The sequence below is a fragment of the Anatilimnocola aggregata genome (assembly GCF_007747655.1).
GTDB lineage: Bacteria > Planctomycetota > Planctomycetia > Pirellulales > Pirellulaceae > Anatilimnocola > Anatilimnocola aggregata.
This window is the reverse complement of sequence record NZ_CP036274.1, coordinates 6,398,888-6,412,690: the sequence shown is the minus strand read 5'-3', so window position 1 is coordinate 6,412,690 and position 13,803 is coordinate 6,398,888. Positions and strand designations below refer to the sequence as shown.

The 13,803-nt window shown below is 57.1% G+C and carries 11 protein-coding genes; 9 read left to right on the top strand and 2 right to left on the bottom strand.

Annotation, left to right across the window (positions count from 1 at the left end; all coding sequences use genetic code 11):
• Nucleotide 1: 1 nt before the first annotated feature.
• On the bottom strand, nt 2-1,216 hold the full coding sequence (gene lpxB, locus ETAA8_RS24105; RefSeq protein WP_145094517.1) for a lipid-A-disaccharide synthase: 1,215 nt from the start codon (nt 1,214-1,216) through the stop codon (nt 2-4).
• 286 nt (nt 1,217-1,502) lie between these two features.
• On the opposite strand from lpxB, the gene ETAA8_RS24100 reads away from it, so the two are divergent.
• From ETAA8_RS24100 to glgB, 4 genes are all read left to right on the top strand, one after another.
• A complete protein-coding gene (locus ETAA8_RS24100) occupies nt 1,503-1,802 on the top strand; it encodes a hypothetical protein (RefSeq protein ID WP_145094514.1) in 300 nt (99 codons plus the stop codon).
• Nucleotides 1,803-2,209: 407 nt separating this feature from the next.
• The gene (gene mqnE, locus ETAA8_RS24095; protein WP_145094511.1) at nt 2,210-3,355 is read left to right on the top strand and encodes an aminofutalosine synthase MqnE; all 1,146 of its coding nucleotides are present in this window, start codon (nt 2,210-2,212) and stop codon (nt 3,353-3,355) included.
• A 393-nt stretch (nt 3,356-3,748) separates the two neighbouring features.
• Entirely contained in the window at nt 3,749-4,417 is a 669-nt protein-coding gene (locus ETAA8_RS24090) for an RNase H family protein (protein ID WP_145094508.1), read from the top strand.
• A 175-nt stretch (nt 4,418-4,592) separates the two neighbouring features.
• Nucleotides 4,593-6,824, top strand: coding sequence for a 1,4-alpha-glucan branching protein GlgB (glgB, locus tag ETAA8_RS24085; protein ID WP_145094505.1), 2,232 nt, complete (start codon nt 4,593-4,595; stop codon nt 6,822-6,824).
• Between the two features lie 33 nt (nt 6,825-6,857).
• Here the strand turns inward: glgB and ETAA8_RS24080 are convergent, their stop codons facing one another.
• Entirely contained in the window at nt 6,858-8,468 is a 1,611-nt protein-coding gene (locus ETAA8_RS24080) for a GumC family protein (protein WP_145094502.1), read from the bottom strand.
• A 225-nt stretch (nt 8,469-8,693) separates the two neighbouring features.
• On the opposite strand from ETAA8_RS24080, the gene ETAA8_RS24075 reads away from it, so the two are divergent.
• The 5 genes from ETAA8_RS24075 (at nt 8,694) to ETAA8_RS24055 (ending at nt 13,788) form a co-directional block, all read left to right on the top strand.
• On the top strand, nt 8,694-9,344 hold the full coding sequence (locus tag ETAA8_RS24075) for a 3-keto-disaccharide hydrolase (protein ID WP_145094499.1): 651 nt from the start codon (nt 8,694-8,696) through the stop codon (nt 9,342-9,344).
• A gap of 314 nt (nt 9,345-9,658) precedes the next feature.
• On the top strand, nt 9,659-11,485 hold the full coding sequence (gene typA, locus ETAA8_RS24070) for a translational GTPase TypA (RefSeq protein WP_145094496.1): 1,827 nt from the start codon (nt 9,659-9,661) through the stop codon (nt 11,483-11,485).
• A 199-nt stretch (nt 11,486-11,684) separates the two neighbouring features.
• Complete coding sequence (locus tag ETAA8_RS24065) at nt 11,685-12,410, top strand: SGNH/GDSL hydrolase family protein (RefSeq protein WP_145094493.1); 726 nt, start codon at nt 11,685-11,687, stop codon at nt 12,408-12,410.
• Between the two features lie 70 nt (nt 12,411-12,480).
• Nucleotides 12,481-13,263, top strand: coding sequence for a rhamnogalacturonan acetylesterase (locus tag ETAA8_RS24060; protein ID WP_145094490.1), 783 nt, complete (start codon nt 12,481-12,483; stop codon nt 13,261-13,263).
• Nucleotides 13,264-13,275: 12 nt separating this feature from the next.
• Nucleotides 13,276-13,788: a hypothetical protein gene (locus ETAA8_RS24055; protein WP_145094487.1), complete on the top strand. Its 513-nt coding sequence runs from the start codon at nt 13,276-13,278 to the stop codon at nt 13,786-13,788.
• Nucleotides 13,789-13,803 lie beyond the last annotated feature (15 nt).

Below are 13,803 nucleotides of genomic sequence, written 5' to 3'. Positions count from 1 at the left end.
TTCACGCGGCCCGAGTGTATGTCTGTTGAATCTTCACCACATTGTTCAGAATGTAATCTGCCGCATTGGCAGAGGCTCCGCCAATGGCGAGAGTCGAACGCAGGTCTTCGAGCTTGCGAACGAGTGCTAAGCGACCTGGCTCATCTTGCAGCCATTCGATTGCATGGCTAGCGACATCGGCGCTCCGGTCTCGCCAATCGGGATACTCGGGAAAGAGTGCCTTGGCATGCTGCGGCGAATGCCGGTCGTATTTCAGTTTATTGCGAGGATGCAACTCGTCGGTCGTGAGTAAATTGACGAGCGACATGTAGTTGACGCGAACCAGCGCTTTCATCGCGTAGTACGTCAGCATCGGCAGTGTGTATTGCACCACTGTGGGCTTGGCGTGATAAAGCAACTCCAGCGAAACGGAGCCGGAGACCGCCAGCGTACAAGTGGCCGCGTGAATGAGCTCGGCAGTCTTGCCGGGAATGATCGTCAGCGGCAAGCGAGTTTGGCCGAGAATCTTCATTGCCATGGCCGCCTGCTGCTGGTTATAGCTGGCTACGGCAAAGCGGACATCGGGAACCGCCCGATGAATGAGTTCGGCAGCGCGCACTTGCGAGGCGAAGTTCTTGGTCACTTCGCTGCGGCGCGAGCCGGGCAGAATTGTCACCAGCCGCTGCGAACCTTGCTTGAATTGCGCGAGGAACTGTTCGTCCAGCTTTTGCGTTTTCAATTCGTCGAAGTATGGGTGGCCGACGTAAGTCGTTTTGGGGCAGCCTTGCGCGCGAAACCAAGCTTCTTCAAATGGTAGTTTGCACAGCGGGTGATCGATGTACTTGCGAACCTTCTCGACTCGCCACGAGAGCCACGCCCACAGTTGCGGCAGCCCATAGTAGACGACCGGAATGCCCAGCGCCTTGGCCTTCTTCGCGACGTGCCAATTAAAGCCCGGATAGTCGATCAGCACGACTGCGTCGGGTCGTTCGGTTTTCAGCGATTGTTCGACCTGCGCCAGCAATTTGAGGAACTGCGGCAGTTTGGCCAGCGCCGGAACGAGCCCCATGATTGCCAAATCGGTCATATCGCGGAGCAAATGGCAACCAGCGGCACGCATGCGCGGGCCGCCAAGACCGAGCGTTTCGACTTTGCCGGCCTTGTGCTCCAGTTGGCGAATGAGGTTGGCCCCATGCAAATCGCCGCTCGGTTCGCCTACCGAAAAAAACAACTTCATCGCGGTGTTCCTCCGTGAACCCTGACCGCCCAAGTACAGTTCCGTTCTGCACCCGACGAGTCGGCGGGCAGTTTAGGCCCTACGACCGGAATCGCAAAGTTCAATGCTCGCTGGGTGAGTGGCCGCAAGCTTTCCGGCATTTGCACATGCGGACTTTTGCCAGCTGAACTTCAGTCTGCTAGCAGAGAATTTCGATAGGTCGATTAGCTACTCCTGTCACCATTCGGAAGCGGTCCTTCCGGAATGGGCCCACGAAGACCTGGGGCAGCCCGCGGAGAAATGCATCATGGAGTTCAATCGCAACCAGTATTTTATGGCCGGGTTGTTGGTATTTTTGCTCGGCGTTCAGTTTCGCGCGGTCGAAACATTCGTTTTGAACGAGCGGTCGACGCAGTTTCTTGCCGAGCGCGTGCAAGCCTGGCGACAACCGCAAATGGCGAGCGCGGGTAGTTTGCCGGCGATGGTGGCGGCAACTTCTGGAGCGAACCACCGTGTGAATCCGCCGAAGTGGCTGGGCTGGGCGCTGGTGTCCGTAGGAAGCGTGCTGATTCTGCACAGCTTGTCGCTGAAGAAGCCTGGTGGGTAGCGAGGGTGCCCCCGAGATTAGCGGGCTCGAAACAACCACTGCGAGCCCGCTGCGATCACTTTCTGGCCACCACAATCTAAAGTAGTCAAATCGTCCTCCGAAGCGACGTAGTTACCTAACCGCTTGCGGGGTGCGGCTTTGCGCAGGTCGTAATTTTGGCGTAGTGGACGATAGCGTCCGCGCCGATATCACCTTTAGACGCTTGGATTACAATGCGGCCAAAGGGGCAGGACTGAGGCAGCGCATTGTAACCAAGCGTTTTTTCGTTTCTTGGCAGCACGTCTGCCCACTCCCGACGCACCGCATGGACAAGCGGTTATCTCAGCCATACACTCGGCGGTTAGAGCGATAGAAACGAACGCGAAGTCGCGTTCGAGGCATCGAGACTTCTTCCCCAAGTAATTTTCATGGCTGGTTTTACGTCTGCCGCGTTCGACGCAATCAAGGACAAGGTGCTGGCCGGAGAGCGCTTGTCGCTCGACGATGGGCTGGTGCTGTACGATCCGGCCACTCCACTGCATGAGGTGGGGCAACTGGCCAACATCGTTCGCGAACGGAAGAATGGCAACGCCGCGTATTACAACATCAATACGCACCTGAACGCGACAAACATCTGCGTCTATCGCTGCACGTTTTGCGCATTCCGCTCCGACTTGCGCGAGGCCAAGGGCTACGCCATGAGCGACGAGCAAATTCTCGCTCGCGGGCAGGAAGCAATCGACAACGGTTGCACCGAAATGCACATCGTGGGCGGCCTGCACCACCAGCGTAAGTACGAATGGTATTTGCACGTGGTGCAGACATTGCACAACGCCTATCCAGACCTGCATTTAAAGGCCTGGACCGCGGTCGAAATCAACTGGTTCGAGTTCCTCACTAAGCGCAGCATCCGCTCGATTCTCGAAGAGCAAATGGCAGCCGGGCTAGGCTCGATGCCCGGTGGTGGCGCGGAGATTTTCCATCCGGAAGTTCGCAGCAAGATCTGCGAACATAAGGCGGATGCGCGGAACTGGTTCGATATTCATCGCACAGCACATCAACTGGGACTGAAGACCAACTGCACGATGCTGTATGGACATATCGAAAACGCCTTTCACCGGATCGATCACCTGATTCGGCTGCGCGAATTGCAGGACGAAACGGGGGGCTTCCAGACCTTCATTCCGCTCGCTTTTCACCCAGAAAACACGGGTCTTTCGCACATCAAGAAGCCCTCGGCATTGATGGATTTGCGCACGATCGCCGTCAGCCGACTGATGCTCGATAACATCGCACATATCAAGGCCTATTGGATCATGCTCGGTATTGGCACCGCCCAATCGGCGCTAGCTTACGGTGCCGACGATTTGGACGGTACCGTTCGTCACGAGTTGATCTACCACGATGCGGGAGCCACCACCCCCGAACTGCTCACCACCGAGCAGATTCGCCGGCTGATTGTCGAAGCTGGCCGCGAACCGATCGAACGCGATACGCTCTATCGCCGCATCGAACGCGACCCTTCGAATCCCGCCCGCTGGAGCGTGGGAGAGCAGATTCTGGCGGCGGTGTAGACCTCGTTTCCTCACGCCCCCGGGCCTGTCCCGGGGGTTTAGCGGCTTTTGCACAAGTGGCGAGTCGTTTGCCCTCTCCTCAATTGCTAGCGTAAAAGCCAATGAACCACCACCGCAGGGGTGGTGGCGTTATTGAATCTGTCCGCGAGCTCGCCCCTTCCTTCCCATCCGCGTAACCGGGCTGCGCACTAGCTCCTATTTCCGCCGAAGCAAACTTTCCCGGCTGGATAATCTGGAGAGCTAGGATAAGAGGTGACGATAGATTTCTTCACGGAGCCGCTGTTTACGCAGTGGCTCGGCGGAGGCGCGGGACAGCCTCTGGACGTTGGCAGGATGCACGCACATTGGTGATTCCTGACCGGCACCAGACCTCTCACCCCGGCGCATGTACCCATGAGCGTCTCCGCTCCGCACTTTTTGTTGTTCGCCCAGGCCACCGGCAACATGCTGGTTGGCGCTGGGGCTTCCACACCAAGTGAAGCCGAAATCGGCGGTCGATGGCGGTTCGTCATTCAGTCGGATGACGGCAAAACCGTGCTCGATGCCGAGGACGAAGAAGACGGGGATTCGCGCGAGCGTTTGGAACTGCTGGCAATTGTCCGCGGTTTGGAAGCGCTCGATCAGCCTTCGCAGGTCACCCTGGTCACGCATAGCCGCGCGGTCAGCCGAGGCCTTACCGAAGGGCTGGTGCAGTGGCGCGAAAACGATTGGCAGTGGGAACGCTTCGGCAGTTTGACGCCAGTCAAGAACAGCGACTTGTGGCGACGAGTCGATCAAGCAATGAGTATTCATCAAGTGAAATGCCGGCTCGCGACGAGCGGAGGAAGCGATGATTTGAACATGCCTCAGCCGTCCTCTTCTCCCGGACAGGCCCGCAGCACGACGCGCCAACTGCGCGAACGGCAGCTGCGATTTGACCCTGGTACGCCGACGACAGATGCGGCGGACGACTCCACACCTGCCAAGCTGACGCCGCGGCGCACTCGAGCCCGGCAGCCGGCCGTGGCAGGTTCGCTGATTGAGCGAACGTGGAGTAGCGTCCAGCAGTTGTTTGGCCGTTAACCAAAAGCGTCCACTGGGTCCGCATTTCGGACCGCCAAAGTCGCCACTTGCAGCCGAAGGTCCACCCTCGTTATGGCTCGCACAGAAGGCCGAACGAAGCCCCAATTAGTCCCCAGCAACGAGCGAGCCCACGATTTACACCATTCAGGATATCGATCTCTCGAAGGAGCCGAGCGTGCGTACGACTGTTTCTTTGCAAAATATGAACTCTCTGTTGGAAGGCAATTTGCACGATCCCGATCGTGTGCTCGGGCCTGCCTTAGTGCAACATGAGGGCCGTTCGCACGTTGCAGTGCGGGCATTTTCGCCCGAATCGCATCAAGCCTGGGTGGTCGACGAGTCGCATCGCGTCTCGCGCCCCATGCGCAAAATTCATCCTGCCGGCCTGTTTGAAGCGTTCTGCCCGTTGCCCTCGGGCTCGGAGCGGCCACAATATCAGCTTAAGTTTGCCACTGAAGGGGGCGAGATGAAAACGCAGCATGATCCGTATTCGTTCGAACCAATGCTTTCTCCGTTTGACCTGCATTTGTTCGGCGAAGGACGCTTACTCAAAGCTTACGAAAAACTCGGCGCTCAATTGCGCGATGTGAATGGCGTGAAGGGGGTCAACTTTGCAGTTTGGGCTCCAAACGCGCAAAGCATTTCGGTCGTCGGCGATTTTAACCAATGGGATGCTCGTCGGCACTTGATGCGTCGCCGCGAAGGGAGTGGCGTGTGGGAACTATTCGTCCCCGCCCTCAAGGCCGGCGAAAAGTACAAGTATCGCGTGAAAACCAAGTGGGGCGAGGTCGTCGATAAGTCCGACCCATTTGGTTTTGCCGCCGAGTTGCCGCCGCGCACCGCGTCGATCGTCACCGACCTGACGCAGCACCAGTGGAAAGACGCTGACTGGATGGCGCGCCGGGCCGCGGCTAATCCGCTCGAGAAGCCCTTCAGTTGCTACGAAGTCCACCTAGGGAGCTGGCGACGCGATCCATCGCGCCAACACGGATGGCTGTCGTATCGCGACCTGGCTCATCAGTTGGTCGATTATTGTCGCGAGATGGGTTACACGCACATCGAGCTCCTCCCCATTAGCGAGCATCCGTACTCGGGGAGTTGGGGATATCAAACGGTCGGCTATTTTGGCGTCACCAGCCGACATGGCACTCCTGAAGACTTCATGTACTTCGTCGATTACTGCCATCAGAACGATATTGGTGTGATCGTCGACTGGGTTCCTGCCCACTTCCCCAAAGATGGCCATGGTCTGCGTCGGTTCGATGGCACGGCCATGTTCGAACACGAAGATCCGCGCAAGGGCGAACATCCCGACTGGGGAACGATGATCTTCAATTACGGCCGGCACGAAGTGCGCAACTTCCTGCTGTCGAATGCCTTGTTCTGGTTCGACAAGTATCACATTGATGGCTTGCGGGTCGATGCGGTCGCCTCGATGCTGTACCTCGATTACAGCCGTAAAGAAGGCGAATGGATTCCCAATGAATACGGCGGCCGCGAAAACATTGAAGCGATTTCGCTGCTGCGTGAATTCAACTACGAAGCGCACGGTAATTTCCCCGGTGTGTTGACGATTGCCGAAGAATCGACCGCTTGGGGTGGCGTTTCGCGACCCGTCGAAACCGGCGGTCTGGGTTTCAGCATCAAGTGGAATATGGGCTGGATGAACGACACGCTCCGCTTCATGAAGCACGAGCCCATTCATCGCCAATATCACCACAACGAGCTGACCTTCAGCTTGATTTATGCCTTCACCGAGAACTTCTGCTTGCCGCTGTCTCACGACGAAGTGGTTCACGGCAAGAAGTCGCTGCTGGCTCAGATGCCTGGCGATCTCTGGCAGCGGTTCGCTAATCTCCGGTTGCTCTATTCGTACATGTGGACCCATCCCGGCAAGAAGCTGCTCTACATGGGCAGCGACTTCGGTCAATGGAATGAATGGAACCACGATGCCGAACTGCAATGGGATCTGCTGCAGTGGGAATCGCATAGCGGCCTAAAGAAGATGGTCGCCGACGCGAACGCTCTGCTCGTTCGCGAGCCAGCCTTGTACGAAAAAGACTTCGACAAGGAAGGCTTCGAATGGATCGACTGCAATGCCCACGCCGATAGCGTGCTTAGCTACATGCGAAAGGCGAAGGATCCAGAAGACTTCCTGATCGTGATCCACAACTTCACGCCGGTCGTTCGCGAGAACTACCCCATCGGTGTGCCCCGCGGTGGCTGGTACCAAGAAGTCTTCAACAGCGATTCGCAGTATTACGGCGGGTCGAACAAGGGAAATTTCCCCGGTCGCCAGGCCGAAGAACCAGGCTGGCACTTCCGGTCTCACAAGATCAACGTCACGCTGCCACCTTTGGCAACCGTGGTGCTCAAACCAGAGAAGCTGGTTACGTTTGATGCGTAGCCCAAACTGAGTAGCACTGAGCCGCGGTAGGCCTTACCGCGGCAAGCTCGGCGTAGCTTCGCTGCGGCGCAGGGTCATCGCCGCGATACTGGCAGATTCTTCCACCGGTTCCCGCTCGCGTGCTGGTGCCGGTTGCCGGGCCGGTTCGGGCTGCATGGATTCCGTGGGCGGGCCAGCAGGGGGAAGCAGAGACAGCCGTCGGCGTTCAGCGAGGAACACGATTCCGCCGCTGGCGATGCAGGCGAGGACAAAGCCCCCCGCGATCACTTGCAGCGGTTTTGGGTTCACGGGCGTGATCGAGTGCGACGGCCGCTGCATGAAATTGAGGCTGGAGATCTTGGCATTTTGCAGTTCCTGATCGATGCGTGTTTGCTCGACGAACTCGGAATACTTGCCGTACTGCCCGGCAGCCAGATCGATCGACCGTTGCAGTTGTGCAATCTGGATTTCGGTTTGATTGAAAGCCCGCAGTTCGGCCCGGGCTTCATCCAGATGCCTCGTGAGCGCGATTTGTTTCGCTTCGAGGGAAGCCATTTGCGATTGGCGAGCGCTCAGGGCAAGTTCGCTTTCCTGCCGTACCTTATTGAGAGATTTCGTCGTCTGCGTTTTGACTCCCTCGTCGCCGACAATCGACTTGGCTTGTTTGATTTGTTCGCGTACCGCAATCAACTGTGGCGATTCATCGGTTTGACGGGTGGCCAGCCCGCGTTCCAGCACTTCAAGGTCGAAGAGCTTGGTGCGCATCTGATTTTCCGGAGTTTCCGGCTGACCGGTCGTCTCTTCCGCAGTCACTAGTTCAGGAATGCGAGCCAGTTCAGCTTCGCGGGCCTTCACTTCCGCCGTCGCAGAAGATAGATCGGCTTCTGTATCGAGCAGTTGCCCCTTGATCGACGAGATGCGCTGGAGCAGCAGCTGCCTCTGGGTGGTGAGTTCGGCAAATCCCGATTCGTTCTTCAGATCGCGCAGCTGAGCTTCAAGCGCTTCCAGGTCGCCGCGTAATTGGCTTTCTTTCTTTTCGAAGAAATCGTGCGAGCCTTTGGTTCGGTTGATGCGCAGGTGTTCGCCCTGGGCCTGGTCAATCAATGTTTCGACGACGTCCCGGGCGGTGTCCGGATCGTCGGCCGAATAGGCAACGGTCACGATGCTCGTTTTGCGAACGGCCGTCACACGCAGGTTCTTTTGCAGCGTGGTGATGGCTTTGTCGCGAATGTCGTAGACCTTGAGCGGGTTGAGATTATACGGTTCCAACTTTTCGAGCGCGTCTTTAATCGCCTGTTTCGGCGACCAATTCGCTGAGCCGCCGGTTTTGCGACCAAAAATGGTATCCGGCCCCAATTTGTCGACGACCTGCTCGGCCAATTGGCGGCTGACGAGAAGTTGCTCAATGGCGTTGACTTCGCCTTCGCGCGAATCGGTAAGTGTGACCACTTGGCCCGTCGTAGCGGAAGGATCGAGCGATACGCTCTCGCGGCCCACGCGGACGTAGAGCTTGGCTTCGGATTCGTAGACTCGCTTGGCGGTCGAAAGATAGAACGCCGCAGCTGAGCAGACGAGCACGAACGCAAGCAGGGCCTTCCCCTTGTGACGCCAAAGGGCGTCGCTTGCTTGGGCGAAACTGATTTCGGGCTGAAAGAGATTTTCCATAAATACCAACCCAGCTTGATGTTCGGCCTGCTGCCTGCGGGTCGCGTGGCAGGCGTACCGGGCAATTGCTGCTGGGATTTCATCGTAGTTGCGAGAAATGATCCTTTCTAGGAGTGCGCACCGCGGACTTGAGCAGAATCGGCCAAGATGCGGCGAATCCTCCTACGGGATACAATCTTCCGGCACAGAAAAATTTCGCCATCTCAACACTCTGAAGGACCTCCCATGTCTCGCCGTCTTCCGGTCTTGCCGATTGTATCGCTCTTACTGGGATTCGTCGCCGTAAATGTTCACGCGGCCGAGGAGGGCTTCACTTCGCTCTTCGACGGCAAGACGCTGTCCGGCTGGGAAGGGAAGGAAGACGTGTTTCGAGTGGAAGAAGGGGCAATAACCGCCGGCTCGTTGAAAGAGAACATCAAGAACAACGAGTTTCTCTGCACCAAGAAGGACTACGGCGATTTTGAGTTGCGACTCGAAGCCAAACTGGTCGGACCGGGTGAAAACGCCGGCATTCAGTTCCGCAGCGAGCGAATTCCAAACCATCACGAAGTGATCGGCTATCAATGTGATATGGGACTCGCAGCGGGCAAATCAATCTGGGGCGCGCTGTACGACGAATCGCGTCGGCGGAAGTTTCTGGCAACTGGCGACGACGTCGTTCTGCAAAAGAAGGTGAATGCGGACGGCTGGAATCACGTCGTCATTCGCTGCCAAGGGCCGCGAATCCAACTTTGGGTCAACGAAGTCCCCACGGTGGACTACTCCGAAACCGAACCGAACATTGCCACGACGGGCAAAATCGCCCTCCAAATTCATGGCGGCAAACCGGCCCAGGCCTCGTATCGCAACATTCGGATCAAGGAGTTGGGGAAGTAGGGGACGGGGGTCGAGGGGCGGGAGTAGGGCGAGATCATACTGATGGTGCCGCGACCTTCATTAATTCCAAACCCGGAATTCTCATTCCGACGGCGGGCCTAGGTTTCCTGCATTTGCCTCGCAATTGCTCATTCTCACGTCGCCCGTCCCTCGCCTCCTGCCTCCAACCTTGCCTTTCCCCTTGGCTGTTTTGCCTTTGGCCCCTAAAAATAGAGTTATTGCACGTCATTTTGACGCTCTCCCTGAGCCCCTTAGGCCGCCCCTCGCAATTTGGCGGTTCTGCAAACGAGAAGAGTCCGGTAGGACGCCCAGCCATGCGCCGTAACGACATCCGTAACATTGTCATCATCGCCCACGTCGACCACGGTAAAACGTCGCTCGTCGACTGCTTACTTCGCCAAAGTGGCGAGTTCCGCGAAAGCCAACTGCAAGGCGATTGCATCTTGGACTCGAACGACCAGGAGCGGGAACGCGGGATTACGATCCTCGCGAAGAACATCGCTCTGCACTACAAGGACGTGAAGATCAACATCATCGACACTCCCGGCCACGCCGACTTTGGTGGCGAGGTCGAACGTGTCGTCCGCATGGCCGATGGGGCAGTCGTGCTGATGGATGCAGCCGAAGGGCCGATGCCACAGACTCGGTTTGTGCTTTCGAAGGCGCTCGAAGCGAATCTCAAGCCGATCGTCATCATCAACAAGATCGACCGCCCCGATGCCCGTCCGCACGAAACGCTCGACGAAGCGTTCGCCCTGCTGATGGATTTGGGTGCCGAAGATCACCTGGAAGATTTCAAATATCTGTTCGCCAGCGGTCGTGAAGGCTATGCCACCAGTGATCCTGAGGTTCGCACCGACTCGATGCGTCCCCTGCTCGACATGGTGCTGGAGCAGATTCCCGGACCAGAAGTCGAAGAAAATGCTCCGCTGCAAATGCTCGTCACCACGCTCGACTGGTCGGAGTTCGTCGGCCGCATTGCCATTGGTCGGATCACGGCCGGCAGCATCAAGCGCGGGCAAACGATCGCCTGTGCACAAAAGAATGGAGTGGTTACCGAAGCCAAAGTCCTCAAGCTCTACTTGTTCGATAAACTGGGCCGCGTCGAGGCGGAAGAAGTGCAGGCCGGCGATGTGTGCGCTGTGGTTGGCATCGAGAACGTCGAAATCGGCGATACCATTTGCCATCGCGAACATGTCCGACCGATGCCACGACTGACCGTCGATGAACCAACGCTCGAGATGGTCTTTACCATCAACAGCAGCCCGTTCGCCGGACGCGAAGGGAAATTCGTCACCAATCGTCAGTTGCGTGAACGCTTGACGAAAGAACTGGAACGAAACGTCGCCCTGCGCGTTCGCCAGGTTCCCGGCAGCGATGCGTTTGCCGTTTCTGGCCGCGGCGTACTCCATCTTTCGGTCCTCATCGAAAGCATGCGGCGCGAAGGCTATGAACTTTCCGTCGGCAAGCCGCAGGTCATCATGCGTGAGGTCGATGGCGTGAAAGAAGAGCCGTTCGAGTCGCTGATTGTCGAAGTTCCTTCACTCAAACTCGGCCCGGTGATGGAGTTGGTCGGCGCTCGCCGCGGCGAAACCGAAGAGATGCACATTCGTGGCGACTTCACCCACTGCAAGTTTTTGATTCCCGCTCGCGGTCTCATCGGCCTGCGAACTCGCTTGCTCAATGCCACCCAGGGGACCGCGATCGTTCATCACCGCTTCGCCGGTTACAAGCCAGTCATCGGCGATGTGCCCAAGCGAGCCAACGGCGTGTACGTCAGCATGGTCACTGGCAAGGCGAATGCCTTCGGCCTGAACACGCTGCAAGAACGGGCCGACATGTTCGTCACACATAACGACGAAGTGTACGAAGGGATGATCGTTGGCGAGAACAGCCGCGATAACGACATGGCCGTGAATCCCACCAAGGAAAAGAAGCTCACCAACATGCGAGCTTCCGGCACTGACGACAACATCCTGCTCAAGCCGCCGCGCAAGATGGATCTCGAAGCTGCGCTTGAGTACATCGAAGACGATGAGCTGGTCGAGATCACGCCGACCCAAATCCGCCTTCGCAAAACGTTCCTCACCGAGAACGACCGCAAGCGCGCGGGGCGGAAGGAAGCCAGCTTTTCGAGCTAGTTGGCTCTGATCGCATTTAGAATTAAGTGCCAGTGGCCCATATTGGTGCCACTGGCATCTTGCCAGTGCTGAGCAGCCGATTATTCTGGCAACCTTGCTGACGCGGTGCCGGCAATCCGGATTTCTCAGCCATTCTCCCATCGACCTGCGGCACAACAGGGCGAGACTTTGCTGCGGCCTTCCTGACAAGAGGCATTTCATGACGCGCACCTTTGTCTTTGTTCTTTCGTTGTGCTTTGCCGCATCATTCCCACTGGCCGCTCAAGAGAAGGCCAAGCTGCCCGCAGCAACAGAAACCGATACTCGTCTGCATGCCGACGGCAAAGGCTGGCGCGTCGATATGGCCAAGGTCGAAGACAAGACCCGTCCGCGCGTCCTCTTGATCGGCGATTCGATTTTGAATGGTTACTTGAAGCAGGTAACGAAGTCGCTCGAAGGCAAGGCGTATGTCGATGTCTGGGTGAATCCGTATTGCCAGTCGGCTCATACCAACAAGGTGCTGGGCGAAGTGTTGAAGAACGGGCCCTATGACGTCGTCCACTTCAACATGGGTTTGCACGGCTGGCAAGAAGGACGAATCAAAGCCGGAACCTTTGAACCGCTGACGAAAGCCTATGTGCAGGTGATTCGCGACGCTTCTCCCAAGACTCGCATCATCTGGGCCAGCAGCACGCCCGTCACCGTAAAGGGTAAGCCCGAAGAACTCAATGCGGAGATCAATCCCGTCATCGTCGAGCACAATCGCTTGGCTGCAAAGGTGGTGGAAGAAATGAAGGTGCCGGTGAACGATTTTTATTCACTGCTCGCCGATAACCTGCCGCTCGCGCGGGGCGATCAATTTCATTGGAAACCAGCAGCGTATCAATTGCTGGCCACTGAAGCGACGAAGTCGGTGCTGCGCGAGTTGGCTGAGCGAGCGAAGTAAGCGACAATCGGTGGATCGGTTTCCCCGCATTGAGTTTGCTTCTTCGCGGTTGCACTGGATTTTCGCCCAGATGAGCAAGTACATCCCAATTCTGTTGATCTGCGGTCTATTCGTTGGAGCAGTCGACGGGCAAGAGAGTGACGAAGGCCAGAAATCCTTCACGATCTTCATGGCGGGCGACTCGACGATGGCCACGCAGCAGGTCGTGCCGGCGACTCCCGCGCGAGGCTGGGGGCAGATGCTGCAGCCTTATTTTCAGGATCATGTGAAGGTGCAGAATCATGCCTCGTCGGGGCAGAGCACCAAGAGCTTTCGCGGTCGCTGGGAAAAGATGTTGCCGCTGATGAAGGCTGGCGATTTTGTCATCATTCAGTTCGGCCACAACGACAATAAGCCTGACGAGGGCCGACATACGGACCCCTTTGGCTCCTTCAGCGAAAACCTTACTCGCTTCGTCAAAGAAGTTCGTGAGCGTCAGGCGACTCCCATGCTCGCGACGTCGATCGTCCGCAACGTCTGGAACTCCGACAACCAATCGCTGCGCGATACGCATGGCGATTATGTTGTGGCAGCTCGCAAGGTTGCGGAAGAACTAAAGGTTCCGCTGCTCGACCTCAACAAGAAGACCGCGGCCCTCGTCGAGCAACTTGGCCCCGAACGCTCGAAGTTGCTTTTCAACAATGTCGATCCGGGCCTCTTTCCGCAGTACCCTGACGGCTTCAAAGATGGCACGCACCTCAACGCTGTCGGCGGTTCACGCGTTTGTGATTTGGCCGTTGAGGAGATCCTCGCCAATGTTCCAGAACTGGCCAAGTCGGTGAAGCAAGGACCAGTGCCGATGGTAAGGAGATAGAATGATACACTCATGAAACGCCCCCATTTCTTTGTCGCTCTCACTGTGGTGCTCATTGCCGGAGCCTGCACTCCCATGGAACGCGATATCTACGTCACCGCAACATCGCAGCTCGGTGTTACCTTTACGGTACCTTCGCAATGGACAACGACAGACGAAGGAAACACATTTTCCTTGGAATCTCCGGATAACCATGCGGCCATTCATGCGGTGATGTTCACGGCTGCAGGAAGTGGATCACTTACCGAATGCGGTGACACGATCTTACCGGGCTTCTTACCCAAGGAAGCGAAGCAATGGGCAGATTCCAAGTGGCAGCCGATTACCATTGGCACGCTGCCGGCGATGAAACGTGAACTGGTGTCGGTACCTGCAACGGATCACAAGTGGGTGCTGTACGTTGCTGACGGTGGCGAGTTTTATCACGCAATCATTTTGCATGGTTCGAAGCGCGCGATGGACCTGAACGGTCCGTACTACGAGTCGCTCGTTCTCACGTTCGAACACTCCGACGAAAACCCATGAAATCAAGTCTAGCGC